24 protein-coding genes and 3 pseudogenes are annotated in these 24,140 nt (G+C 72.4%); 14 read left to right on the top strand and 13 right to left on the bottom strand.

Annotated elements, in window-relative coordinates; all coding sequences use genetic code 11:
* Positions 1–98: 98 nt before the first annotated feature.
* Positions 99–1,847, bottom strand: coding sequence for an Ig-like domain repeat protein (locus tag ASG70_RS06030; RefSeq protein ID WP_162253890.1), 1,749 nt, complete (start codon positions 1,845–1,847; stop codon positions 99–101).
* Positions 1,848–2,036: 189 nt separating this feature from the next.
* Positions 2,037–2,552, bottom strand: a complete 516-nt coding sequence (locus tag ASG70_RS06025) for a putative immunity protein (RefSeq protein WP_056882940.1) — start codon at positions 2,550–2,552, stop codon at positions 2,037–2,039.
* 81 nt (positions 2,553–2,633) lie between these two features.
* Between ASG70_RS06025 and ASG70_RS06020 the strand changes: the two genes are divergently transcribed.
* Positions 2,634–3,458, top strand: coding sequence for a hypothetical protein (locus ASG70_RS06020; protein WP_056882939.1), 825 nt, complete (start codon positions 2,634–2,636; stop codon positions 3,456–3,458).
* 50 nt (positions 3,459–3,508) lie between these two features.
* Positions 3,509–4,369: a DUF3626 domain-containing protein gene (locus ASG70_RS06015; RefSeq protein WP_156399847.1), complete on the top strand. Its 861-nt coding sequence runs from the start codon at positions 3,509–3,511 to the stop codon at positions 4,367–4,369.
* Between the two features lie 24 nt (positions 4,370–4,393).
* Here ASG70_RS06015 and ASG70_RS06010 read toward each other — a convergent pair whose 3' ends face one another.
* From ASG70_RS06010 to ASG70_RS18785, 4 genes and pseudogenes are all read right to left on the bottom strand, one after another.
* Positions 4,394–4,585, bottom strand: coding sequence for a hypothetical protein (locus ASG70_RS06010; protein ID WP_156399846.1), 192 nt, complete (start codon positions 4,583–4,585; stop codon positions 4,394–4,396).
* 105 nt (positions 4,586–4,690) lie between these two features.
* Positions 4,691–5,407, bottom strand: a complete 717-nt coding sequence (locus ASG70_RS06005) for a uridine kinase (RefSeq protein ID WP_235531373.1) — start codon at positions 5,405–5,407, stop codon at positions 4,691–4,693.
* Positions 5,359–5,919 carry a DUF6584 family protein gene (locus tag ASG70_RS19210; RefSeq protein ID WP_156399845.1) on the bottom strand — a complete coding sequence of 187 codons (561 nt, stop codon included), beginning with the start codon at positions 5,917–5,919 and terminating at the stop codon, positions 5,359–5,361. Before ASG70_RS19210 ends, ASG70_RS06005 begins: the two co-directional genes overlap by 49 nt.
* Positions 5,920–5,964: 45 nt before the next feature.
* A pseudogene (locus ASG70_RS18785) lies at positions 5,965–6,337 on the bottom strand (heme-binding protein).
* A 244-nt stretch (positions 6,338–6,581) separates the two neighbouring features.
* Here ASG70_RS18785 and ASG70_RS05995 point away from each other — a divergent pair.
* Positions 6,582–8,456 (top strand): acyl-CoA dehydrogenase, encoded by a 1,875-nt coding sequence (locus ASG70_RS05995; RefSeq protein ID WP_056882936.1) that lies wholly within the window; start codon positions 6,582–6,584, stop codon positions 8,454–8,456.
* A 75-nt stretch (positions 8,457–8,531) separates the two neighbouring features.
* Here ASG70_RS05995 and ASG70_RS05990 read toward each other — a convergent pair whose 3' ends face one another.
* Both ASG70_RS05990 and ASG70_RS05985 read right to left on the bottom strand, forming a co-directional pair.
* A complete protein-coding gene (locus ASG70_RS05990) occupies positions 8,532–8,834 on the bottom strand; it encodes a hypothetical protein (protein WP_056882935.1) in 303 nt (100 codons plus the stop codon).
* A gap of 6 nt (positions 8,835–8,840) precedes the next feature.
* Positions 8,841–9,038, bottom strand: coding sequence for a hypothetical protein (locus ASG70_RS05985; RefSeq protein ID WP_056882934.1), 198 nt, complete (start codon positions 9,036–9,038; stop codon positions 8,841–8,843).
* Between the two features lie 271 nt (positions 9,039–9,309).
* Here ASG70_RS05985 and ASG70_RS19875 point away from each other — a divergent pair, with 271 nt between their 5' ends.
* Positions 9,310–10,332 (top strand): helix-turn-helix domain-containing protein, encoded by a 1,023-nt coding sequence (locus ASG70_RS19875; protein ID WP_056882933.1) that lies wholly within the window; start codon positions 9,310–9,312, stop codon positions 10,330–10,332.
* 107 nt (positions 10,333–10,439) lie between these two features.
* Here the strand turns inward: ASG70_RS19875 and ASG70_RS19610 are convergent, their stop codons facing one another.
* Positions 10,440–11,180, bottom strand: coding sequence for a CHAP domain-containing protein (locus tag ASG70_RS19610; RefSeq protein WP_056882932.1), 741 nt, complete (start codon positions 11,178–11,180; stop codon positions 10,440–10,442).
* 228 nt (positions 11,181–11,408) lie between these two features.
* Here ASG70_RS19610 and ASG70_RS20320 point away from each other — a divergent pair.
* Positions 11,409–11,861: pseudogene (locus tag ASG70_RS20320) on the top strand (hypothetical protein); the annotation flags it as partial.
* A gap of 1 nt (position 11,862) precedes the next feature.
* A partial coding sequence (locus ASG70_RS20315; protein WP_369818875.1) for a C40 family peptidase occupies positions 11,863–12,200 on the top strand: 338 nt, incomplete at its 5' end.
* A 90-nt stretch (positions 12,201–12,290) separates the two neighbouring features.
* Here ASG70_RS20315 and ASG70_RS05965 read toward each other — a convergent pair.
* The 4 genes from ASG70_RS05965 to ASG70_RS05950 form a co-directional block, all read right to left on the bottom strand.
* Positions 12,291–12,554 (bottom strand): DUF6458 family protein, encoded by a 264-nt coding sequence (locus tag ASG70_RS05965; protein WP_056882930.1) that lies wholly within the window; start codon positions 12,552–12,554, stop codon positions 12,291–12,293.
* 99 nt (positions 12,555–12,653) lie between these two features.
* A complete protein-coding gene (locus ASG70_RS05960) occupies positions 12,654–14,528 on the bottom strand; it encodes an NHL domain-containing thioredoxin family protein (protein WP_056882929.1) in 1,875 nt (624 codons plus the stop codon).
* Entirely contained in the window at positions 14,525–15,325 is an 801-nt protein-coding gene (locus ASG70_RS05955; RefSeq protein ID WP_056882928.1) for a carbon-nitrogen family hydrolase, read from the bottom strand. Before ASG70_RS05955 ends, ASG70_RS05960 begins: the two co-directional genes overlap by 4 nt.
* Positions 15,326–15,330: 5 nt before the next feature.
* Positions 15,331–17,337, bottom strand: coding sequence for a bifunctional copper resistance protein CopD/cytochrome c oxidase assembly protein (locus ASG70_RS05950; RefSeq protein ID WP_056882927.1), 2,007 nt, complete (start codon positions 17,335–17,337; stop codon positions 15,331–15,333).
* Between the two features lie 26 nt (positions 17,338–17,363).
* On the opposite strand from ASG70_RS05950, the gene ASG70_RS05945 reads away from it, so the two are divergent.
* The 8 genes and pseudogenes from ASG70_RS05945 (at position 17,364) to ASG70_RS05915 (ending at position 24,058) form a co-directional block, all read left to right on the top strand.
* Positions 17,364–18,218: a maleylpyruvate isomerase family mycothiol-dependent enzyme gene (locus ASG70_RS05945; RefSeq protein ID WP_056882926.1), complete on the top strand. Its 855-nt coding sequence runs from the start codon at positions 17,364–17,366 to the stop codon at positions 18,216–18,218.
* A 119-nt stretch (positions 18,219–18,337) separates the two neighbouring features.
* Complete coding sequence (locus ASG70_RS05940; RefSeq protein WP_056882925.1) at positions 18,338–18,877, top strand: MarR family winged helix-turn-helix transcriptional regulator; 540 nt, start codon at positions 18,338–18,340, stop codon at positions 18,875–18,877.
* Between the two features lie 3 nt (positions 18,878–18,880).
* A pseudogene (locus ASG70_RS19870) lies at positions 18,881–19,429 on the top strand (MFS transporter); the annotation flags it as partial.
* 1 nt (position 19,430) lies between these two features.
* Positions 19,431–20,512 (top strand): MFS transporter (locus ASG70_RS05935; protein ID WP_235531372.1); only part of this gene is annotated, 1,082 nt, incomplete at its 5' end.
* A gap of 76 nt (positions 20,513–20,588) precedes the next feature.
* A complete protein-coding gene (locus tag ASG70_RS05930) occupies positions 20,589–21,545 on the top strand; it encodes an ABC transporter ATP-binding protein (protein ID WP_235531371.1) in 957 nt (318 codons plus the stop codon).
* Positions 21,538–22,434, top strand: a complete 897-nt coding sequence (locus tag ASG70_RS05925) for a hypothetical protein (protein WP_056882922.1) — start codon at positions 21,538–21,540, stop codon at positions 22,432–22,434. The genes ASG70_RS05930 and ASG70_RS05925 overlap by 8 nt, the downstream gene beginning before the upstream one ends.
* The gene (locus tag ASG70_RS05920) at positions 22,431–23,351 is read left to right on the top strand and encodes an ABC transporter ATP-binding protein (protein WP_056882921.1); all 921 of its coding nucleotides are present in this window, start codon (positions 22,431–22,433) and stop codon (positions 23,349–23,351) included. Before ASG70_RS05925 ends, ASG70_RS05920 begins: the two co-directional genes overlap by 4 nt.
* The gene (locus ASG70_RS05915) at positions 23,348–24,058 is read left to right on the top strand and encodes an ABC transporter permease subunit (RefSeq protein WP_056882920.1); all 711 of its coding nucleotides are present in this window, start codon (positions 23,348–23,350) and stop codon (positions 24,056–24,058) included. The genes ASG70_RS05920 and ASG70_RS05915 overlap by 4 nt, the downstream gene beginning before the upstream one ends.
* Positions 24,059–24,140 lie beyond the last annotated feature (82 nt).

Here is a 24,140-nt window from a genome sequence, read left to right as displayed (position 1 = left end):
CGAGCGGAGCGAGCCCGGGTGCCGGATCTCGTCACCGGCTCCAACGCCAAGGACCCCCGACCTGATCGTCGGGGGTCCTTGGCGCTGGGGGGTGGGCCTCAGCTGTGGTGGCCCCGCGGACGACGACGGCTGAGCGCGATGGCACCTGCACCTGCAAAGACGAGCGCGAGGCCGGCGAACCCGAGCGGGACGGGATCGGAGCCGGTGCGGGCGAGCTCGTCGGCCGGCGCCTGCGACGCCTCGGTGGTCGGCGACGTGGTCGGAACAGCGGCCGCCGGCGGGCGGGTCGTGGTGGTCGGCGCCGGGGTCGGGGCCGCGCTCACCGTGACCGTGGCGGCCTTCGAGGTGCTCGTGGTGAAGCTCGCGTCGCCGTTGTAGACCGCGACGATGCTGTCGGAACCGACAGGCAGGTCACGGGTGGTGGTGCTCGCGGTGCCGTCGGCGGCCAGGGTTGCCGTGGCGAACGCTGTGGAGGAGCCGTTGAGGTAGAAGTCGACCGTTCCCGTGGGGGTGAGCGAGCCTTCGGAGGTCGGCGCAGTGTGAGCGGTGATCGTCACCTTGTCGCCGGCGGTCGCGGTACCCGGCGCGGTGAGCGTGGTCGTCGTCGCGGCCTGCGCGACCTGGAACGACTGCGGCGAACCGGTGGCGGCGCCGTACTCGGTGCCCGCGCCCACGGCGGCGGTCAGCGTGCACGTGCCCACGCCGACCAGCTGCACCTTCAGGCCGTCGGTGGTGCACACCTCGGGCGTGGACGAGCTCACGGAGCGCGTGCCGTCGCCGTTCGTGTCCACGGTCGCGGTGAAGGCACCGGCGGCCACCGCGCCCGTCGGCACGTTGGTGACGAAGGGCGCCGAGGCAACGGTCCGGATCACCGACACCGTGTTGCTGCCGTTGTTGGTGACGTACGCGGTGTGGGTGCCCGGGTCGACGGCCACGCCGCCCGGCTTCGTCCCGACTGGGATGGTGGCCGTCACCGTGTTGGTCGCCTCGTCGATGACCGACACCGTGCCGTCCTGGCTGTTGGTCACGTAGACGACTCCCGCGCTGGGGTCGACCGCAGCGCCGCTGGGCGCCCGGCCCACCGGCACCGTGCCCACGACGAGGTTGGTCACGGTGTCGACCACGGCGACCGTGCCGGCGTCGGTGGCGACGTAGGCGGTGTGGTTGGAGGGGTCCACCGCGATGCCGGCCGGTCGTCCAGCGACCGGGATGGCTGCCAGCCACTGGTGCGTCGAGCCGCTGATGACCGCCACGGTTCGGGCATCGAGGTTGGCCACGTAGAGCCGGTTGGTCTGCTCGTCGACGGACACACCAGTCACGATGGGGCCGGCCCAGAAGGTCCGCGACGTCGGGGCGAGCGTCGCGCCGGAGTACTCAGTGACCGAGTTGCCGTAGAAGTGGCTGACGTACACGTCGTCGGTCACCGAGTTGACGGCGACACCGAAGTGCGGGCCGTCGCCGTCCTGCTGGAGCGAGCGCGTGGGGCCGACCGAGTTGGAGGCGTCGATGAGGACGAGATCGCCGGGGTGGTCACCCGACCCACCGGTGCCCGTGGTGACGTAGGCCTTGCCGGTCGTGGGGTTGGCCGCGACCGAGAAGGGCGTGCCGCCCACTGGCACGGTGGCCGCCACGGCGTCGTCCGGGGTCGTGAGGACCGTGACCGTCCGGTCGGACTGGTTCCCGACGTAGACGCGGCCGGTGCGGGGGTTCACCGCGATGGGGCCCGGGCCGCTGCCGACCGACACGGTGTCGGTGACCGCGTACGTCGGCGTCGCCGGGGCGGCGAGGGCTGCGGGTGCCGTAGCCGCCTCGACGCCGACCACCGACAGCCCCAGGAGGGCGGCCACCGTCACAGCAGGACCGCGTCCACGCACACACCGCATACCGAGAAACCCCCAACAGACGTGGTGAACGACATCACGGGGGTCCGTGTGCAGCAGCAACCACTCGACTGAGCGGAACGTAACACGACGATTCGCCCCACCTGCCACGAATGCGCAGGTTGCGGCGCTGTATGGCTGTTCGGGTGAGCTTGCTCAGACCTCGAAGACCGACCAGCAGATCTCGTTGCGCAGCCGCTGGTCGTCGAGCACCAGCTCACGGATCGCGTCGGGCAGGTGCTCGCGCTGCCACCGGCACTCGAGGCGCCCGACGGCAACCGACTCGTCGGCGGGGACCGTGGCTCGAACGGCCTTGATCGCGTATGCCGCCGCGCCGAGCTCGTGCGCCGCCACGTGCGCGACAACGGCCGCCTGGCCGGCGGCGTACGCGGCGAACCTCGGCGCCCCACGCAGGTCGCGGGCGGCGCCCATCGCGTGGCCACCCGCAGCGCGTGCCTCCATCATCCCGACGTCGCCGCCGGCCCAGCGGCGCGCGTGCGCGATCGCCTCCCGTGGTCGCGTGTCCCGGGGCCGGACCGACTCGAACAGCTCGAGGACGTGCTCCGCGCAGGTCGCCGCCCACAGGGCCAACAGGTGGTGGTCGGCGTCGGTGAGGGTGCCGCCACGGCGGATCGTCACGAACCGCGGGTCCCTGACCTCGGGAAGGATCATGCTCAGCCGTGTCCTGTTCGTCCGGGCCGTCCATCGTGGCAGACTCCGGCGCGTCGCACGGTGCGACGGTCAGGGGGGACCATGGGACGGGCACCTGCCACCGCGGTGGCTCTGGCCTGCGTCGTCGCGCTCGCGGCGGGGTGCGCCTCGGGTGACGAGCTGCCGCGGTTCGCAGCCACCTCCCCCGGCAACGGCTCCGGCGGCACTGCCACCACGGCCGCCGCCACACCCTCGACCTCGGCCTCCTCGAGCTCGTCGCTCCTGAGCCCGTCCCCGTCGACTCCCGCGGCACCCGCCTACCGCGTGGGCGGGACGTTGACGGGCACGGAGTTCGCCGCACAGCTGCTCGAGCGGACCGAGGGTGCGACGGTCCGCTTGGAGACCACCACGGCCGACAGCGCCGTGACGTGCGTGGCCGAGGTGGGTGGCAGCGACTTCCTGGTGACGAACCCGGTGAAGGGCGTCGCCGAGCTGCGGGTCGTCCGGAACACGGCCTACGTGCAGGACCGTCCCGGATCGGCGCAGTCCTGGCTGGAGGTGGACCTCAGCAGCGACCCGACCGACATGCCCTCCCAAGCCGTCGCCGACGCCCTCAACCTCGTCGACGACGTCTGGTCGGGCGACTGCCGGGCTATCGACCGGTACGCCGCGATCGACGCGGCCGGCAAGGCCAGGGTCAAGGCCGTCGGTCGCAAGGGGTGGACCGTCTCCGCCCCGACGGACCCCGAGAGCCAGGGCAGCAAGTTCTCCGACTCGAAGAGGACAGCCATCCCCGGCACCTGGGAGCTCGACCTCGACGGCCGACCGGTGAGCTACACGGCGTCGGACCGCTCACGCACCGTGCGGTACTCGCACTGGGACGACTACGAGATCGCCGCCCCTCCCGCCAGCCAGGTCCGCAGGTAGGACGAGAAAAAGGCAGGTGGGCCGACGGGCGACCGTGGCAGGCTCTCCGCGTGACTGACCTGTCGACGTGGGCCGCGGCCGCGGTCACCCACGTGCAGCGCGCCGCCCGAGGCACTGCGGTGGACCCGTCGCTGCGGGTCACGCTCAACTTCCACCCCGACCGCCTCCACCAGGGCGTCCCGATCCTGCGGGCCCTGGCGACCGCCGGCGCCTACCGCTCCCAGTTCGAGACCGGCACGAGCAACGGTGGCCTCACCGCGCACCCGGGTGGCGACCGGTGGCGCTGGGAGCAACGCATCTTCGGTGGCGCCTACGACCGGGCGCCGGCCGACCAGCGACCCAAGTACGGCGCGCTCAACCATCGGCTGCGCAGCGTGGGCGGCGCCCCGCGGTTCGGCTCGGCGCACCTTCGGCTCGCTCCGCACACGCTGGAGCGGACGACGTTCTGCTACCCCGACTCCGTCTTCGAGCCCGAGCACCTCGGGACCGCCACCGCCCTCGACCTCACGCGGCGGGCCGACGACGACCTCGCCGCGGGCACGGTCGAGGAGCTCGACAGCTACGTCGAGGCGCACGTCCACGGGGTCGTCGACCTCGCCCTCGACGTGGAGGCGCTGGTCCTCGACCCCGTCTACCGCGGGTCCGACGTCGAGCGCGCCGCGCGCGACCTGCCGTGCGCCCTGGAGTGGCACGAGGGCTTCGTGGTGGACCTCGACACGGTCCGGCGCCATCCCGGGTACCGGGGACCGGAGGTCGTGGCCCTCGCCGAGAAGGTCGCGGTCGAGGGCGTCCTCGACCCGGCCGTCATCGGGGCTGCCGCACTGTCGGGCGCGCACGACCCGCAGCGGCTCAAGAAGGTGTGGCACCACCTGGCCCGCTGGGGCGCGCCCGACCTTCGCGCCGCGCGCTGAGCCGCAACGCCCCCGGGCGGAGCCTCAGGCGGAACGGCGCTCGGTCAGGCCGGGCGCGACCTCGCCCCACGGGCCGGGGACGACGAAGACGGCGGCGTCGCACGCGGTGCAGCAGAGCCCTCCGTCGTCGGTCGGCATGAGGAGCTGCTCGGCCGCGCAGACGTCGCACCGGGCGAGCTCGGCGTGCAGCAAGAGCACGTTCGACGTGGTGTCCATGCCGACGAGCGTGGCACGACCCACCGACAGTCCCTCGCTGCCGCGCCGACCCCGCGCCGACCCCACGCCGACGTCGCCCGAGCGCCGGTCGATGGAGGTCGAGGGTCAGTCGAGTGGTGCCTGCACGAGGTACGGCGCGTCGAGCTCGGTGTTGTCGACCACCAGGTCGGCGCGGTCGCGGGGCGCGCATTCCGCGAAGTAGGTCCGCTGCGCCTCGACGTACCGGCGCAGGTCGGGGTGGGCCGGGTCGGGTGGCGAGCCGTCGCGCACCGCCATCCGCGCCGCCGACACCTCGAAGGGCACGTCGACGAACACGGTGAGGTCGAACGCGCCCTCGAGCTCGGCCCGGTGCAGGAACAGCCCGTCCACCACCACGGCTGCCCCCGCCGGCGCGCTGTCGAGCTCGTCGAACAGGAGCCGGTCGGTCCCGAGGTCGTGCCCGGCCGCCCGGTAGCGCCGCGTACCGCTCGGTCCAAGCGGACGGAGGCACTCGGTGACGAGGCGCTCGTAGTCGAAGGAGTCCAGCCAGAACCCTTCGGGGGAACGCCGCCCGCGCGCATACCGTCGCTCGCGCGGGTGGTGCCAGTCGTCGACGGTCAGCTCGACCACAGGACGGCCCAGGCGCCGCAGCGCCTCGGCCAGCTCCCGGGCGAACGTCGACTTGCCCGCACCGTCGACGCCGTCGACCCCGATGCGCGTGCAGTCGTCGCCGACCGCCGGCGGCACCAGGTCCGCGACCTGGGCCAGCAGGGCGGTCCGTGCGGGTGAGGTGGTCAGGGGACGAGCCAGCCGAGCAGCGTGACGAACCCGATCACGGCGCACACCACGAAGAGCACGCCGAGCGCGATGGCGATGATGACGGCGGCGTCGACCCCACCGCTGCCGTCGCCCTCGGCGTGGTCGACCGGTGCCGGCTGGTCGCGCTCGACCCGCCGGCGCAGGGCGTCCACCCGGGCGTTGCCCTCGTGCTCGCGCACCGAGCGGGGCAGGCTGTGCCACATCTGCACGAAGCTGTCGGCGTGCCGCTCGCGCCAGGCCTCGACGGCCGCATCGACCTCGGCCCCACGGCGGGTCGAGCCGAACCACGCTGCGCCGGCGGACGGCAGGTCGCGCATCCGGGCGTGCACCTCCCCGAGCAGCCCCAACGCCTCCGGGTCCCAGGTGCCTGCGACGTGGGAGGTCAGCCGGTCGCGCGCCTTCCACTCCCGTCCCGCCTCGAGGTCGGCCCGGGCCGATCCCAGCACGTCCTGCGCCCCCGGGGCGCCGGCGCCCCTTCCAGGGGTCGCGCCGTCACGGCCTGCGGGTGCGGGCTGGCTGCGGGTGTCGTCGTCCACCCCGGAAGTATGGCGGGTGGGCTCCTCCCGTGGAGACAGGCGGCCTCACGGCTGCGTCGGCTCAGCCACGTCGACGACCACCTCGTTGTGGCGCAGGAACCATGGCGTGAACGGCGGGTCGAAGCGCAGCCACCGGGGCTGACCGACCGGGTGCAGGCCGGCCGCCTCCACGGCCGCGAGCAGCCGGTCCCGGTGCCTCTCGTACGCGGAGGCACTCCAGCGGCCGGAGTAGCGGACGGCTGCGCTCACGGCCGGTGGCACGGTCCGCAGGCTGACACGGTCGTGGGCCGGCTGGGGAGCCGTCTCGGCCGCTGATGTACGAGAACAGGGGTGCGAAGGCGATGTTCCCTGCCCCGCCCAGCGAGCCGCGGACGGTGACCTCCGCGACGCCGTGGGCCGGGTACCGGCGCAGCTCCACCCCGTCGGGCAGGTGGTCCACGACCTCGTACGCCAGCTCCTCGGTCACCACTCGAGGCTACGGACGCCCTGCTCCTCCGACACCGGCCGGAGGTCCCCTCGCACCGGGGCCGCGGCAGCCCTCGTCCGAGCGGCCGATGTCACGTCAGGAGGGCTTGCATTCGTTACCCGCCAGTAGCACCATGGAAGTTACCGGCCAGTACGACCGGCGACGACGATGTGCGACACGTGCGGAGGTGCCCGCCATGGGCCACTACAAGAGCAACCTGCGAGACCTGGAGTTCAACCTCTTCGAGGTGTTCGGCCGCCAGGACGTCCTCGGCCGGGGCCCCTACGCGGAGGTCGACGAGGACACCGCCCGCGAGATGCTCAAGGAGGTCGCGCGCCTCTCCGAGCACGAGCTCGCCGAGTCGTTCAGCGACGCCGACCGCAACCCGCCGGTCTACGACCCGAAGACCTTCTCGGTGGCCATGCCCGAGAGCTTCAAGAAGTCGTACGCCGCGTACGTCGAGTCCGGCTTCTGGGCCGTCGACGTCCCCGGCGAGCTCGACGGCACGGTCGCCCCGCCGTCGCTGAAGTGGGCCATGAACGAGATGGTCCTCGGCGCCAACCCCGCCATCGCGATGTTCGCGGCCTCCTACTCGTTCGCCAAGCTGCTCCACATCCTCGGCACCGACGAGCAGAAGAAGCTCGCGCGCTGGATCGTCGAGAAGGGCTGGCACTGCACCATGGTGCTGACCGAGCCCGACGCGGGCTCCGACGTCGGCGCCGGGCGCACCAAGGCCACCGAGAACGCCGACGGCACCTGGAACGTCACCGGCGTGAAGCGCTTCATCACCTCGGCCGAGTCCGACATGACCGACAACGTCATCCATTTCGTGCTGGCCCGCCCCGAGGGCGCCGGTCCCGGCACCAAGGGCCTGTCGCTGTTCATCGTCCCCAAGTTCCACGTCGACCTCGAGACGGGTGAGCTCGGCGAGCGCAACGGCGCCTACGTCACCAACCTCGAGCACAAGATGGGCCTCAAGGTCTCCACGACGTGCGAGGTGACCTTCGGTGAGAAGGAGCCTGCCGTCGGCACCCTCACCGGCGGGATCCACGACGGCATCGCGCAGATGTTCCGCGTCATCGAGCACGCACGGATGCTGGTCGGCACCAAGGCCATCTCCACGCTGTCGACGGCCTACCTCAACGCCCTCGACTACGCCAAGGAGCGCGTGCAGGGCGCCGACCTGACGCAGCAGGCCGACAAGTCCGCCCCGCGCGTGACCATCACGCACCACCCGGACGTGCGCCGGTCGCTCATGACCCAGAAGGCGTACGCCGAGGGCCTGCGTGCACTGGTGATGTTCACCGCCACCCAGCAGGACACCGTCGACCAGGCCCAGCTCGCCAGCGGCACCGAGCAGCTCGCGGAGGACAGCCCGGCCCAGCTGGCGAGCCGCGTCAACGACCTGCTGCTGCCCATCGTCAAGGGCGTCGGCTCCGAGCGCGCCTGGGTCCTGCTCGGCACCGAGTCGCTGCAGACGCTCGGCGGGTCGGGGTTCCTGCAGGACTACCCGATCGAGCAGTACATCCGCGACGCCAAGATCGACACCCTCTACGAGGGCACGACCGCCATCCAGGGCCTCGACTTCTTCTTCCGCAAGATCATCAAGGACAAGGCGCAGGCTCTGTCGCACCTCGCCCTGCAGATCCAGGAGTTCGCCAAGGCGGGCGAGGGCGGCCAGTTCCTCACCACCGAGCGCGAGCTGCTCGGCAAGGGCCTCGAGGACGTCCAGGGCATCCTCGGCTACATGGTCGGCGAGCTCATGAAGTCCGACCCGCGTCAGGACGGCGGCGACGTCACCAACCTCTACAAGGTCGGCCAGAACACCTCGCGCCTGCTCCTGGCAGCCGGTGACCTCGTCATCGGGTGGCTCCTGCTGCGCCAGGCCGAGGTCGCGCACGCCGCGCTCGAGGCCGGCGGCACCACCCAGAAGGACACCGACTTCTACCAGGGCAAGATCGCCGCGGCCTCGTTCTTCGCCCGCACCGTCCTGCCGAAGATCGCCGCTGAGCGGGCCATCGCCGAGGCGACCGACAACGCGCTGATGGACGTGCCCGAGTCCGCGTTCTGACGCCGCTCGCACTCAGCACCGCACCACGAGAAGGGCTGGCCTCCCCCGGAGGCCAGCCCTTCTCCACACCCCCGCTCAGGCCCGGCCGGGGGTGGTCCGTGGCGCCGCACCCAGCACGACCGAGCACTCGAGCAGCTCGGCGCCCCCGACCTCGCGGCACCACTGCCACAGCGCGACCCGGGCCGCCTGCTCGGCACCGAGCGCGCGCTCGGCCCGCACGAACAGGACCGCCCGCAGCAGCCGCGGGTCGGTGGCCAGCACCGAGACGTGCTCGACCGCACCCGTCCCCGCCAGACCGAGCAGCGACGCCGTCGAGGCGTCGACGGTCCCCGCGCGCGACTCGGCGCGCAGGCGGATCGTCGCCTCGACGGGGTACACGGTCGCTCAGCCGGGCTCGTGACCGGGCTTGACGTCGTCTCCGGGCCAGCCGATGGCCGCGACGTGACCCGACGAGGCGGGCGACGCCGCGTGCGACGAGAGGCCTGCGTGGTGGTCGGCGGCCGAGGCCACCACGGGCGCCGCGAGCACGGCCAGCACCATCGCGGCGACGGCGGTGCTGACGATCCGGGACCTGCGCTTCATCTGTGTCTCCCCATCTGACGTGAACCGCCTGCTGCGGTCCCCCCGGGACGAGCGTGGACCGCCTGGCGCAGCAGGGGAAGACGAACGGCTGGCACCGAGTGGACGTGACCAGTTGGTGACACCCCGTCGTCGGGAAGGCGAGGAGATGGCAAGGGAACGGCAAGGGCTTGGTGAGGACAGTGCAGACTCCCGTCCCCGGCGAGGACGAAGGGGTATAAAGACGGCATCTGCCCAGACCGGCTGCACGGCCGGCGGACACAGGGGGGAATCCATGCTGCAGTCCTTCGGCGTCGACCAGCGCACCGAGGAGGTGTACCGCGCCATGCTGCAGCTGCCGCGGGCCGGCATCGAGGAGCTGGCCGCGTACCTGGGGCTCGGCGACCAGGACATCCGCACCGAGCTCGACCACCTGGCCGGGCTCACCCTCGTCGAGCCGGGCGACGGCCGGCTGCACCACTACCTCGCGCTGCCTCCGGACCAGGCCGTGGAGGTGCTCATCGCCCGCGAGGAGGAGCGGCTGCTCGCCCGGCAGCGGGAGGTCGACGCGACCCGCACCTCCATCGGCGAGCTCGTCGACTCGTTCGTCGCGAGCCGCAGCACGGTGGGTGACGACGGCCTCGTCGAGCAGCTCGAGGGCTTCCGCGTGGTCCGGTCCAGGCTCTACCAGCTGACCGCCTCGGCCACCCGCCAGGCGGCCAGCATGGTGCCCGGGGAAGCGTTCTCGGTGCGGGCCACCGAGGCCTCGCTGCGCCTCGACACGTCCCTGCTGGAGCGCGGGATCTCGTTGCGCACCATCGTCTCCGAGGTCTCGCTGGCCACGCCGCACTGGGACGCCTACCTGCGACGCACCGTCGCCCTCGGGGCGCAGGTGCGGGCGCACCCGGCACCCCCGATGCTCGCCGTCGTCATCGACAACAGCTCGGCCGTCATCCCGCAGGGCGTCGACCTCACCGCCGGGGCGATGGTGGTGCACGGGGCGCTGACCGCCCCGGTGGCCGCGTTGTTCGACGAGATCTGGCACGACAGCACGCCCCTGCCGGCCGAGCCGACCGAGCTGCCCGGTGACCCGCACCTCAGCGAGGCCCGGATCCGCCAGGTCGTGACCCTCCTCGCGCAGGGCCAGAAGGACGAGGCGATCGCGCGCCGCATGGGAGTGTCCGTGCGCACCGTGCGCAGGCTGGTGTCGGAGGCGGTGGATGCACTCCACGCCCAGAGCCGGTTCCAGGCGGGCGTCCTCGCCGCCCACCGCGGCTGGGTGCCCGGCCCCGGCCACCCGGACGTACCGGTCGGCTGACGAGCCGTGGCCCCGCACCCGGGAGGGGTGCGGGGCCACGGTCCTGCCGCCGGCGGCGGTCGACGACGAGTGCCGTCAGTCGCAGGGGTGCCCGGTGGGAGTCGGGGTCAGCCGATGTGGATGTACTCGAAGCTGCCCTTGGAGACGCGGCGCGTGCCGTAGTGGTCGGGGGAGGCGTAGTTGTACTCCTCCACCGTGACGGTGCCGTCGCTGTTGACCGCGGCGACCCAGGCGACGTGGCCGTAGCTGCCCGCGTCGGACTGGGCGACCGAGCCCACGGTCGGCGTGCTGTTCACGGAGATGCCCGCGGCCCGGGCGGCCTCGTCCCAGTGGTTGGCATTGCCCCAGTGCTGGCCCTTGAACGAGTTGGAGAAGTTGGCGTTCTTGCGGTCGACGATGCGCCAGGCCGCGAACGACGTGCACTGGCCCTTGTAGAAGTTCCACGGGTCGATGCCCGAGGTGGCGCCGCGGTAGGGGTAGTCGTCGACCATGCCGGTGTTGCTGGTGGAGCAGGCGGGGGCGACGGCGTTGTCGGAACCGGTGTAGACGTACGCGTCGGCGACGAACCGGCCGGTGCCGATCTTGTCCCACAGGCTCGAGGTGCCGTAGGTCCCCGTCACGGTGGAGCCCGCGGTCTGGCAGCTGATGGTGACGGAGGCGCCGTCGTTGACGGTGCCGACGGCGGTGTAGCCGGTGCCGGGGCCGGAGCGGACGGTGAGCGGGGCACCGGCGGTGTTGACGGTGCCACCGGCCGCGAGGGCGGCCGTGGCGAGGGTGACGATGGCGACGGCAGCGCCACCGACGGCGAGACCGCCGCGGCGGCCGGTGCGGGCAAACAGCTTCTTCATGTCTTCGAGCTCCTTCGTGGGTCGTTGCGGCTGTTGGAGGTTCACCGCCGGCGGCGCCGGTGGCATCCGCTCGACGCCGAACGTAGGTCGGCCGCCGCGGCCAGCGACACCACTGCCGTCGTCACGTCGCGGCCATGGCACCGACCGGCCACCCCGGGCGCTGTCCGCGCCTCTGCCGCCCGCGCGATCCTGCGATGGGCCATCCGGCCACGAACTGAAGGAGGAAGCATGCGAGCACTTCAACGCAGGGCCGGGTTCGCCCGCGTCGCGGCCGTGACGATGCTGGCCGGGGGCCTCGCCCTGGCAGGCGCCACCGCGGCGAGCGCCGCGTCGGGCACCGTCAACACGGCGGGTACGGCGCTGACCGTCCGCTCCGGTCCGGGCACCGGGTACACGTCGGTGGGCACCGTCGCCGACGGGGCCGCGGTGACGATCAGCTGCCAGACGGCCGGCACCAGCGTCACGGGCACCTACGGAACCACGACCACCTGGGACAAGATCGGCACCGGCCGGTTCGTCTCGGACGCCTACATCTACACGGGATCCGACGGCCGGGTGGCCCCGGACTGCAGCGGCACCGGGACCGTCGCGGCCCGGGTCACGGCCACGGTCAACGCCGCCGAGTCGATGACCGGCAAGTACCCGTACTCGTGGGGCGGCGGCAACTACGCCGGCCCGACGNGCCCCAGCGGGATCGACGACCGCAACACCGTGGGCTTCGACTGCTCCGGCCTCATGGAGTACGCGTTCTACCAGGGTGCGGGCCTGCGGATCTCGAGCACCTCCTCGCAGCAGTACGCCGAGGGCTACAAGGTCGCGCTCGCCAACCGCAAGGCCGGCGACATGGTCTTCTGGTCCGACGCGAGCAAGTCACCGTCGGCGATCCACCACGTCGCCCTCTACATCGGCAACGACCAGATCGTCGAGGCCGACCGCGTCGACGGGCCCGACATCCGGGTCCGCAGCATCAGCCTCAGCGAGACCGGGCTGATGGGCAACGTCGTGCGGCCCATCCGCTGACGGGACCTGCCACGAGACGTCTCACGGGACATGCTGCGGGGCGGGCCGGTTCACCCGGCCCGCCCCGTGGCGGTGTGCTGTGAGGTGCGGTCAGACGCGGCCGTCGCGGTCGACGTCGACCTCGTCCACGCGGGTGCCCGTCGCGGGGTCGGTGTGGCTGACGCGGCGCGCGGAGTAGCCACCGGCAGCGGTACGACGGTTCGTCACGACGAGCGAGAGCAGGATCGCCAGCACCCCGGCGGCCATGCAGATCCACCCGATCATGCCGAGGTTGACCGCGTCGACGGAGGCGTTGAGGGCGAAGGTCAGGATCGCGCCGACGACGATGAGGAAGATGCCGACTCCGATGTACATGCTCACTCCTGGTTGTCGCGGGTTCGGGTTGACCCGGTGCGACGACTGTAGTGCTGCAACGCCTGACCTGCAGGAATGCCGCGCCGCAGGAGCAGCCCCTCAGACGCCGCGGAGGTCGAGCGTGAGCTCCGCCGGGGCACCCTGCGTCAGGACGACGGGGATCCCCCAGTCCTGCTGGTAGAGGTGGCAGGCGGCGTGCTCGGGCACCTCGCCCGTGACGGGGTCGCCGTCGCACGAGGCGGCGCGCACCGACACGTGCAGCACGCCGTCGCCGACCGAGGGGTCGAGGTCGAGGACCCGGGTGAGCCCCTCGGCGCTGCCGGAGCCGGACCGCAGCAGGTGCTCGGGTGTCGCGGAGACCATGAGCCAGGTCGGGTCGCCCCAGCGGTGGTCGAGCTTCTGGCCCGTCGGCGGGGTGAAGGTGACCTCGAGCCGCACGTCGCCCGCCGCGATGGCGGTCCGGGGCCGCTGCGTCTGGCGGGCGAGGCCGTCGACGCGAGTCGCCTTGTCAGGCAACGGGACCCGTACGAGCTGGTGGGCCGCGGACTCGACGACGAGCAGGTGCGTCGCCCCGGAGGCGTCGGTCTCGACCATCGCGTCGGACGGCTCGCGCAGGCCGGTGGCCAGGGTGCTGACCTCTCGGGCCACGGGGTCGAACCGTCGCACCGCACCGTTGTAGGTGTCCGACACGGCGACCGAGCCGTCCGGCAGCACGGTCACGCCGAGCGGGTGCTGCAGGAGCGCCTGGTCAGCTGCGCCGTCGCGGTGGCCGAAGTCGAAGAGTCCCTGGCCGACGTGGGTGGTCACGACGAACCCGTCGTCGGTGACGTCGAGCGAGCGCAGGGCCGAGGTCTCGGAGTCGGCCACCCACAACCGCGTCCCGTCGGCCGACACCGCGAGGCCTGACGGCTGGGCGAACCACGCCTCGTCGGCCGCGCCGTCGCGGATGCCTTCTGCGGAGGTGCCGCCGAGCACGGCGACCGTGTTGTCGGCCGGGTCGGTGGCCAGGTGAAGCGCCCAGAGCTGGTGCACGCCTGCCATGGCGATGACGACCCGGTCGATGAACCAGGCGAGGTCCCAGGGCGTGGAGAGGTCCTGCCGCAGGGCCGGCCCGCTGCCGGACCGCTCGCGCAGCTGCTGGCCCGTGCCCGCCAGGGTCGTCCACGAGCCGTCGGCGAGCCGCAGCCCCTTGACCTGGTGGTTGACGGAGTCGGCGACGACGACGTCGTAGCCCACCCGCTGGGCCGTCTCCTCGGGGAGCACCAGCACACCTTGCGGCTCGGCCAGCACCCCCTCGCCACCGAAGCGTCCGCGTTCGGTCACCAGGTCGGGCTCCAGCCACACGACCTCGTGGTGCGTGGTGTCGGACACGACCACCGACCCGTCGGCGAGCGCAGCGACCTTTCCTGGGAACCGCAGCGCGGTCTCGGCGGGCTCGGGCGGGGAGTAGGGCGAATTCCCTTGCCGCAGCGTGCCCTTCGCGCTGTGCTCGGCGATGAGCTCCTCGACCAGCACGGACAACCCGTGGGCGTGGCCCTCGCCCGACAGGGAGGCGACGATGTAGCCCTCGGGGTCGATGACCACGAGGGTCGGCCACGCGCGGGCGGTGTAGGCCTGCCACGTCACGAGGTCGGGGTCGTCGAGGACCGGGTGGTGCACGGCATACCGCTCGACCGCGGCGGCGAGGGCGTCCGGGTCGGCCTCGTGCTCGAACTTCGGCGAGTGCACGCCGACGAGCACGAGCGAGTCGGCGTACTCCTCCTCCAGCGGCCGCAGCTCGTCGAGGACGTGCAGGCAGTTGACGCAGCAGAAGGTCCAGAAGTCGAGGACGACGATCCGGCCACGCAGGTCGGCCAGGCGCACGTCGGCGCCACCGGTGTTGAGCCAGCCGCGCCCGGCGAGCTCGGGCGCGCGCAGACGGGTGGCGGCGCGGGGGGACGCCGAGGTCGGCGCAGAGGTCGGCGCGGCGGTCACAGCCGGCGGTCCTGCAGGACGGGGAACTGCTCGCGCCAGGCGGTCACTGCTTCCATGTCGACCTCAACACTGAGCACCTGCTCACTAGTCCCCGCCATGGCCAGCGCCTCGCCCTTGGCGTCGATGACCTGGGAGTGACCACCCATCGGGGTGCCGGCGTGGGTGCCGGCGGTGTTGCACGCGATGACGACGCACTGGTCCTCCACGGCCCGCGCGTGCGCGAGCAGGGTCCAGTGGCGGACCCGGGCGGCCGGCCACGCAGCCGGCACGATGAAGGCCGTGGCACCGGCGTCGAGCTGACGGCGGTAGAGCTCGGGGAAGCGCAGGTCGTAGCAGGTGGACAGCCCCGCTCGACCGGCGCCGCCCGGGAGGTCGACGAGCACGATGTCCTCACCGGCGTCCATGAGCCGGGGCTCCCCGGAGCCGAAGCCGAACCGGTGGATCTTGCGGTAGGTCGCGACCAGGCTGCCGTCGGCGCCGTAGACCAGCGAGGTGTTCCAGAGGCCACGGCCCTCGGGCCCGGTCTCACCGTCGGCAGGTCGCTCGACGATCGAGCCGGCGTGCAGCATCACGCCTGCATCGCGGGCCGCCTCCGCCATGGCGGTCCCCACCGGGCCGTCCACCGGCTGGGCGCGGGCGTCCCAGTCGCGGTAGGCGAAGCCCCCGGCGGACCACAGCTCGGGCAGGACCACGAGGTCGTGGCCCCGCTGGGCCCGGACGAGGTCCGCGACCCGCTCGACCCGCGCCTCGACGGGCTCGTCGTCGCCGTAGGCGACCTGGATGACTGCGACGCGCACGGCGCTCAGCTCCTTCCCTCGCTGCGTCTCCTGAGCTCCTGCAGGTGGGCGTTGTAGGCGGCCAGCTCGGCGTCGCCGTCACGGTCGGCCTGCCGGTCCTTGCGCGTCGTCTCGGCCCGGTCGGTGCGCACCCAGGCGACGGCGACCATGAGGGTGAGCAGCACCGTGGGCGCCTCGCCGATCCCCCACGCGATGGCCCCGGCCTTGCGCTGGTCGCCGAGGACGTCGGTCATCCACGGGATCTTGACGACCTCGAAGAAGTCGGGGGCGAGCACGGTGGTGCTGCCGGTCATGACCACCCCGAAGAAGGCGTGGAAGCTCATCGTCGCGAAGAGGATGACGAGCAGCATCAGCGGCGGCCACTTGCGCGGGCCCGGGTCGATCCCGATGAGCACCCAGACGAAGAGGTAGCCGGTGCCGAGGAAGTGCAGCAGCATCAGCACGTGCCCGGTGTGGGTGCGCAGCGCCAGCTCGAACAGCGGCGAGTAGTAGAAGATCGCCAGGCTGAAGAAGAACAGCGCCGCGGCGACGACGGGGTTGGCGAACGCGCGGAAGACCCGCGAGTGCACGACCTGCAGGATGACCTCGCGCGGTCCCCACGTGCGGTCGGGGCGGGCAGGCAGGGTGCGCAGCGCCAGCAGCACCGGGGCCGCGGGCACGAGCAGCAGCGGCACGAGCATCGCGACCACCATGTGCATGGCCATGTGCATGGAGAACAGCACGCGGCCGTACACGCCCGGGGCGCCGCACACGGCGTAGACGAAGATGGCCCAGCCGAGCACCCACACGACCACGCGGTGCACGGGCCAGGCGTCGCCGCGGCGGCGGAGCCGCACCACCCCGGCGACGTAGAGCCCCACAGCGAGCGCGGCGAGCCCGACCCACAGCCACTCGGTGGTCCACGTCGTGAGCCAGCTGCTGCTCGTGAGCGGCGGTGGCGTGGGGTAGCCGGTGAGCACGAAGGCGGGTGAGGCGTCCGGGAGCGGGGCGTCCGAGACCGGCGGGGCGCTGCGCGCCATGGCGACCGCGGTCCCGACCGCCGCCCCCATGACGGCCAGCTCGGCGACGAGGAGGCGGGTGAACGCGAGGCCCGGTGTGGAGCCCGACAGGCGTGCCAGCAGGCTGCGGCGGTGCCACCACCCGGCAGCCCCGAGCAGCACCAGGGCGGCGGTCTTGACGAGGACGAGCGCGCCGTAGCGGGTGGCGAGGTTGGACCAGTCGCCGACCCGCAGGACCGCGCTCTGCACGCCGGAGAGCGCCACGGCGGCGTAGCACCAGCCCGCGAGCGTGGAGAAGCGGTGGGCCGTGGCGGACAGGTCCGGCCCGGAGAGCAGGGGGCGCAGCGCAGCCAGGGCGAGGACGCCACCCACCCAGACCGTGACGGCGACGAGGTGGACCGCCAGGGCGTTGACGGCGGTGCTGTGGTCGCTGGCCCCGGCGGCGTGCCCCGCGAGCGCCAGGGGCAGGACGCCCGCGACGCCGAGCACGGCGAGCCAGGCGGTCACCGTGCGACCAGCGGTCAGCAGGGTGACCACGGCGATGACCGCGGCCACGGCAGCGGTGATCACCTGGACCCGGAAGGCCACGAACTTCCAGACGAAGGTCGCGAGCTGCTGCCCGAAGGCCGGGTCGGAGAGCGGTATGCCGATGAAGTCGGCCATGCCGAGCACCACACCGGCCGCTGCGGCGAGGGCCCAGACGACGGCGGCGAGCCCTGCCAGGCGGATCGCGGTGGCCCTGCGGTGGGTGCGCGTGGTCTCGGGGACGATGAACGCGGCGAACAGCAGCAGGCCGATCGTGGCCGAGGCGGCGACGTCGTGCACCACCCGGGCGTAGAGGACTCCCCAGCGGACGACCGGTCCGGGGTCCGAGACGACCGCGGGGGCTGCCGCCTGGCCCACCGCCGCCGCCAGCGGCATCGCCACGAGCACGGCCACGAGCAGGGCCACGCCCGGAAGCCGCGCCGGGGGCGTCGCCTGCCGTCTCGCGGACACCGCGGCGGGTGAGGTCATGGAGACAGCCTAAGTATGGTGGCCACATGCCCCTGCACCCGGCAGCACCCGAAGACCTGGCCGGACTCGTGTCGGCCTACCAGCAGACCACCCAGGCGGTCGTCGACCTCGGGCGGTCGTGCACCGACGCCGACTTCGACCTGCCGACGGCCTGCCCCGGCTGGACCGTGAAGGACCAGATCAGCCACGTCGTGGGGCTGGAGTCCTGGCTCCACACCGGCGACGTCCCGAAGGTGGAGGTGCCCGACTACGCGCACATCCGGGGCGAGGCCGGCCGGTTCATCGAGAAGTCGGTCGAGCTGCGCCGTCGCATGGTGGGCCAGAAGGTCGTCGACGAGCTGGAGACCGTGGCCGCCCGCAGGATCGCCGCGCTCAGCGAACCCGGTGTCACCCTCGAGACCGTGGTCCGCGGACCGTGGGGGCCGGCCCCGGTGGGCGAGAGCCTGCGCAGGCGGATCCTCGACATCTGGACGCACGAGCAGGACATCCGCCAGGCGCTCGGCCGGCCTGGCAACCTCGACTCGGGCGGGGCCGCCGTGTTCATGGACCTGCTCTTCGCCGCGCTGCCCCGCCTGGTGGCGAAGGAGGCCGGCATCGAGCCCGGCAACGTCGTGATCATCGACTCCACCGGCCCGGTCATGGGACGCGCCGGCGTCTGGGTCGAGCCGGGCGAGGAGGGCAAGGCCCGCGGCATCCCGCTCTTCTCCGGCATCGCCCACGACGGCGACCCGCACGACGTCTTCACCACCATCACGCTGTCCACCGACTGCCTGACCCGCCGGGCCGCGGGCCGCGGCGGCATCGACGACATCCACTTCACCGTCCACGGTGACGAGGCGGTCGCGCGACGGGTGCTGGAGCACCTCGTCATCGTCCCCTGACCTCGGCCGAACGGACAGCTTCTCGTCCCGCCCCCCTCCACGGTCGGAAACTGGTTGCGTCGCGCAAATAGTGCGTGATACTTGTGTGTCGCAAGCAAACTTCCATCCCAAGGTCACCCATGTCCCACCAGCACGACCAGCACCACCTCGACCGGGAGACCGCCGACCGCGTCAGCGTCGGCCTCGTCCGGCTCGTCAAGCTCCTGCAGTCCCTGCGCCAGCACGCCCCCCGCATCCACCCCGCGGTCGACGCCACGGCGTACCCCGTCCTGTTCAACCTCGCCGCAGAGCCGCGGCGGGTGTCGGCGCTCGCCGAATGCGTGCACTCGGACGTGTCGACCGTGAGCCGGCAGGTCAGCGCCCTCGTGGGCCACGGCCTGCTCGACAAGGTCAGCGACCCTGACGACGGCCGGGCACAGGTCGTGCGCCTCAGCGACGAGGGGCACGCCCTGCTGGGCTCCATCCGGGCCCAGCGCAACGAGTGGTTCCGCGAGCTCATGGACGACTGGACCGCCGAGGAGGCCATCGACTTCGCGGCCCACCTCGAACGCCTCGCGTCGGCGCTGGAGACCTCCCGCGAGTCCTTCGCCGCCCGACGCCCCACCCCACCCACCGCCGCCGCAGTCCCCACGGCCGGCGCCAGCACCACGGAGAACTGACACATGGCAGCCACTGCACCCGCAGCGACGGACGGCCCCCTGACGCACCGACAGATCGTGACGATCCTCGTCGGGCTGATGATGGGCATGTTCCTCGCCGCCCTCGACCAGACGATCGTGGCCACCGCGATCCGCACCATCGCCGACGACCTCAAGGGCCTGGACCAGCAGGCCTGGGCCACGACGGCGTACCTCATCACCTCGACGATCGTCACGCCGCTCTACGGCAAGCTCTCGGACATCTACGGCCGCAAGAAGTTCTTCTCCGCGGCGATCACGATCTTCATCGTCGGTTCGGTCCTGTGCACGCTGTCGCAGACGATGCTGCAGCTGGCCTTCTACCGCGCCGTGCAGGGCCTCGGCGCCGGCGGTCTCTTCTCGCTGGCGCTGGCCATCATCGGCGACATCGTGCCGCCGCGTGAGCGGGCCAAGTACCAGGGCTACTTCCTGGCCGTGTTCGGCACCTCGAGCGTCCTCGGCCCGGTCATCGGCGGCTTCTTCGCCGGCCAGTCCTCCCTGCTCGGCATCGACGGCTGGCGCTGGGTGTTCCTCNCCCGCCTCGACCACCGCATCGACTGGTGGGGCGCGGTCACCCTCTCCCTCGGGCTCGTCCCGCTGCTGCTCGTCGCCGAGCAGGGCCGCGACTGGGGCTGGGGCTCCGGTCGCTCGATCGCCTGCTACGCCGTCGGCGTTGTCGGCGTCATCGCCTTCCTGCTCGTGGAGCGCGCGATGAAGGACGAGGCGCTGCTGCCCCTCACGCTGTTCCAGAACCGCACGGTCGGCGTCGCCTCCGGCGCCTCGGTGCTCATCGGCATGGCGATGTTCGGTGGCCTCGCGTGCCTCCCGCTCTACCTGCAGATCGTCAAGGGTGCGTCGCCGACCAAGGCCGGCCTGCTGCTGCTGCCCCTGACGCTCGGCATCATGTTCGGCTCGATCCTGTCGGGCCAGATCATCAGCCGCACCGGCCGCTACCGCCGCTTCCCGATCATCGGCTCGGCCCTGCTGGCCCTGGCTCTGTTCGTCTTCCACTACGTCAAGGCGGACACCCCGCTGTGGCAGACCGGCATCGTCATGGTCTTCTTCGGCCTCGGACTCGGCTTCAACTTCCAGCCGCTCACCCTCGCCGTGCAGAACGCCGTGTCGCCGCGCCTCATCGGCGTCGCGACGTCGTCGGCCACCTTCACCCGCCAGATCGGCGGCACGCTGGGCACGGCCGTGTTCCTGTCGATCCTGTTCTCGACGGTGCCCGACAAGATCACGACGGCGATGGCGGCCGCGAAGGGCACGCCCGAGTTCCAGGCCGCGCTCAGGGACCCGGCCAACGCCGCGTTCGCCCAGAGCATGCAGGCCGCCCAGCAGGGTGGAGGCACCGGTGCCGCCGGTGGCGTGCTCAAGGACTCCTCGTTCCTCAACCAGCTCGACCCGCGGCTGGCCAAGCCGTTCCTCGAGGGCTTCTCCTCGGCGATGGACACGGTGTTCCTCGCCGGCGGGGCGGTCATGGTCATCGGCTTCCTCGTGATGCTGCTCCTGCCGCACGTGGAGCTGCGCGGCGGGTCGGCATACTCCGAGCGCGGCGCTGCCGACAAGGCCGACGCGGAGGCCGCTGCGGCAGCACCGCCCGCCGCCGCGCACTGAGGGTCGTCCCTGATCCGCCCCTGAACCCCGGGCGAGCCCATCGGATCGCCCGGGGTTCGTGGTTAGGGTGACGTCCGTGGAAGCCGTCGTGCAGACCCGGGGCCTGACCAAGGACTACGGCTCCGTCCTCGCGCTGGACGCGCTCGACCTCGAGATCGGCGCGGGCACCACCGGTCTCGTCGGGGCCAACGGCGCGGGCAAGTCCACCCTGCTCAAGATCCTGCTCGGCCTCGTCCCCGCGACCCGCGGCGGCGCGCGGGTCCTCGGGCACGAGATCGCCACCGAGGGACCAGCGATCCGCGCGGCAGTCGGGTACCTGCCCGAGCACGACTGCCTGCCTCCGGACGTCAGTGCCAGCGACTTCGTCGTGCACATGGCGATGATGTCCGGCCTCCCCCGGGTCGCCGCCCGGGAGCGCGCCGCCGAGGTGCTGCGCCACGTGGGGCTGGCCGAGGAGCGGTACCGCCCGATGGGTGGCTACTCCACCGGCATGAAGCAGAAGGCCAAGCTGGCGCAGGCCCTCGCCCACGACCCGCGGCTCGTGCTGCTCGACGAGCCGACCAACGGGCTCGACCCGGCGGCACGCGACGAGATGCTCGGACTGGTCCAACGGATCGGGCGCGACTTCGGGATCGCGGTCATCGTGACCTCGCACCTGCTCGGCGAGCTCGAGCGCGTGAGCGACCACGTCGTCGTCCTCGACGGCGGCCGGCTCCTGCGGGCCTCGAGCACCGACGAGTTCCTCGACGCCACCGGCGTCCTGCTCGTGGAGGTCCTCGGTGACGACGCGCAGGCCCGCATGGCGCAGGCCCTGAACCGGTCCGGGGTCGCGACCGTCGCCCGCGGCACGATGCTCACCGTCGACGCCACCGCGCGGGCGTCGGACCAGGTCGACGTGCACGACCTGATCCGCGACACCGCCAGCGACCTCGGGCTCGGACTGGTGCGGCTGCAGGTCGACCACCGCCACATCGAGGACGTCTTCGCCACGGACGGAGCAGGCGCGTCGAGCCCGGAGGTGTCCCATGACTGACCCAACGTCCGCCACCCCCGAAGGCGGCAGCGTCATCCACGACCTGGGCTACCGGCCCTACACCGGCCCACGCCTGGGGCCCGCCGCCATCGCCCGCGCCCTGGTCGTCACCGGCTTCCGCAACGCCTTCGGGCTCGGCCGCTCGGGGAAGTCGAAGGTGCTGCCCTTCGTCCTGCTGGGCATCAACCTGATGCCGGCCCTGGTGATCGGCGGGGTGATGGTGTTCGTCGGGCTCAAGCGCCTGCCGATCGGCTACGCCCAGTACGCCTCCACGACGCAGGTCCTGCTGGGGATCTTCGTCGCGTCCCAGGCCCCCGTCCTGTTCTCGCGCGACCTGCGGCACGGCACCATCTCGCTCTACCTCGCCCGCCCGCTCCCCTCCTCCACCTACGCCCTCGCGCGGTGGAGCTCCCTGCTCGGCGCGACCCTCGTCTTCCTGCTCCTCCCGATCCTGCTCCTGTATGCCGTGGCCCTGCTCGGTGAGCTCGACGTCACCGACCAGACCCGGGACGCCGCGATCGCCGTCGGCCTCGCGCTCCTCCTCGCACTCGCACTGACCGGGGTCGCCGGACTGGTGGCGTCCTGGTCGACCCGTCGCGGGTTCGCCGTCGTCGCCACGATCGCCGTCCTGCTCATCGGCAACGGCATCGTCACCGCGATCCAGGGCATCTCCCAGGAGGAGGGCCACCCGCGGGCGGGCGAGGTCGCGGGACTCTTCTCGCCGTACTCGCTCTACCGGGGGCTGATGTCCACCTGGACCGACACCCACGGGCCGACGCCCCCGACAGGGACCGCGATGCAGGCGGCCTACCTGGTGGTCCTGGTCGCCCTGTCCGTGGCGTGCGTCGCAGCCCTGGTCTGGCGTTACCGGAGGGTGGCGACAGCATGAGCGTCATCACCATCGACAAGGCGTCGCGGTGGTACGGCAACGTCGTCGCGGTCAACGGCATCTCGATGACCGTCCGGCCCGGCGTCACCGGTCTGCTCGGGCCCAACGGCGCGGGCAAGACGACCCTGATCGCGCTCATGTCGGGGTTCCTCGCGCCGTCTGCCGGCACCGTCACCCTGGACGGACACCCGATCTGGCGCCACACCGACGCCTACCGCTCGATCGGCCTGGTGCCCGAGCGCGAGCTCAGCTTCGGCTACCTCACCGGTCGCGAGCTCGTCCTCGCCAACGCCGAGCTGCACGGACTGGTGGACCCCGGCGCCGCCGCCCAGCGAGCACTCGACGTCGTCGAGATGAGCGAGCCCGCCGCCCGCCGGATCGGGACCTACTCCAAGGGCATGCGCCAACGGGTCAAGCTGGCGTCCGCCCTCGTCCACGACCCTGCGGTGCTCCTGCTCGACGAGCCGTTCAACGGCGTCGACCCACGGCAGCGGCTGCACCTCATGAGCCTGCTGCGCCGGATGGGTGCTGAGGGGCGCACCGTCCTGTTCAGCTCGCACATCCTCGAGGAGGTCGAGCAGGTGGCCCGGCAGATCGAGGTCGTCGTCTCAGGGCGCCACGCGGCCTCCGGCGACTTCGGCCAGATCCGGCGGCTGATGACCGACCGCCCGGTGCAGTACGTCGTCGTCGGGGACGACGACCGAGGTCTGGCCGCCGCCCTCATCGCAGAGCCCTCGGTGCTCTCCGTCTCCCTGCGCCCGGCGGGTGGTGTCGACGTGTCGGTGTCCGACTTCGGGGCGTTCGCGGTCCGGCTGCCGCAGGTGGCCCAGCAGCGCGGCATACGCATCCTGGAGCTCACACCCACCGACGAGTCGCTCGAGAGCGTCTTCTCCTACCTCGTGGGGGCGGGGCGATGAACCGCACCATCCTGCGGCTCTCCAGGCAGGCGCTGCTGGGCCGACGTCGCGGGATCGTGCTGGTCCTGATCCCTGGCGTCCTCCTGGTGCTCGCCGTGGTGGTGAGCGCGCTGACCAGCGACCCGTCCGTGGGGTACGAGGCGGTCGCCAACCTCGGCTTCACCCTCGCGCTCCCGCTGGTCACCCTGCTGGCCGCCACGGCGGTGCTCGGCCCCGAGGTGGACGACGGGTCGATCGTGTACCTGCTGGCCAAGCCGGTGAGCCGCCACGTCATCGCCCTGAGCAAGTTCGTCGTGGCCTGGGCCGCGACCATGGTCTTCGGGGCCCTCCCCCTGTTCGCGGCCGGGCTCGTCCTCGACGTGGGCGACCCACGCCGCGCGGCCGCCTGGGGAGTGGGAGCGGCGGTGGCCGGCACGGCCTACACCGCGCTGTTCCTCGGGCTGGCGGCCTTCACCCGGCACGCCGTGGTCGTCGGGCTGCTCTTCGCCCTCCTCTGGGAGGGCGTGCTCGGCAGCGTCCTCGACGGGATCCGGTGGGTGGCCATCGGCGCGTGGGGCCGCGAGGTCGCGGCGGCGATCAGCTCCGCCGTCCCGGACCAGTCGATGGGACTGGGCTATGCCGTGGTCGCCGCGGTGGTCGTGACCGTCGCGGCCCTGTGGTTCACGGGCGACCGGCTGCGCTCATTCACCCTGCGCGGCGACGAGTAGGCGCCGTGCGGGGTCCGTTCGCCACACGACGAACGCCGCACGACGAAGGCCCGCACCGGTCACGGTGCGGGCCTTCGTCGTG

Origin of the sequence: Phycicoccus sp. Soil748 (assembly GCF_001428025.1) — a bacterium.
In the GTDB taxonomy this organism is placed as follows: Bacteria; Actinomycetota; Actinomycetes; order Actinomycetales; family Dermatophilaceae; genus Pedococcus.
Note: the sequence above shows the minus strand (reverse complement) of the source record. Positions and strands in the feature narration are given on the sequence as shown.